This window comes from Achromobacter sp. Marseille-Q0513 (genome assembly GCF_018195695.1).
Classification (GTDB): Bacteria; Pseudomonadota; Gammaproteobacteria; order Burkholderiales; family Burkholderiaceae_B; genus Achromobacter.
The window spans coordinates 1-330 of record NZ_JAGTJY010000651.1 but is presented as its reverse complement, the minus strand read 5'-3'; the positions used below and the strand labels follow the sequence as shown (position 1 = coordinate 330).

General features: G+C 60.3%; 1 protein-coding gene. It reads right to left on the bottom strand.

Features of this window, described 5'->3' with window-relative positions:
- The coding region (locus tag KDH83_RS32160; RefSeq protein ID WP_249205492.1) for a reverse transcriptase domain-containing protein at positions 1 to 330 on the bottom strand (330 nt) is incomplete at both ends.

Below are 330 nucleotides of genomic sequence, written 5' to 3'. Positions count from 1 at the left end.
AATCTCGCGATCCGTCGGTACATGACCCATGAGCCAGTCATGGCTGATGTTGTCGAAGCAGCCCTTGATGTCGCCTTCGAGAACCCACTGCGGTGCCACCTTCTTGGACAGTGCCGTGAAGCACTGTTCGATGGCGTCCGCCGTGGACCTCTCCGGTCGGAACCCAAACGAGCGTCCGTCCGCTGTGGTCTCGGCCACGGGTTCAAGAGCCAGCAGGTATAGCGCCTGCATCGCCCTGTCTCTCATGGTCGGGATACCCAGCGGCCGCATCTTCCCATTGGCTTTAGGAATATAGACACGCTTCAGCGGTTGGGGACGATAACCGCGCCG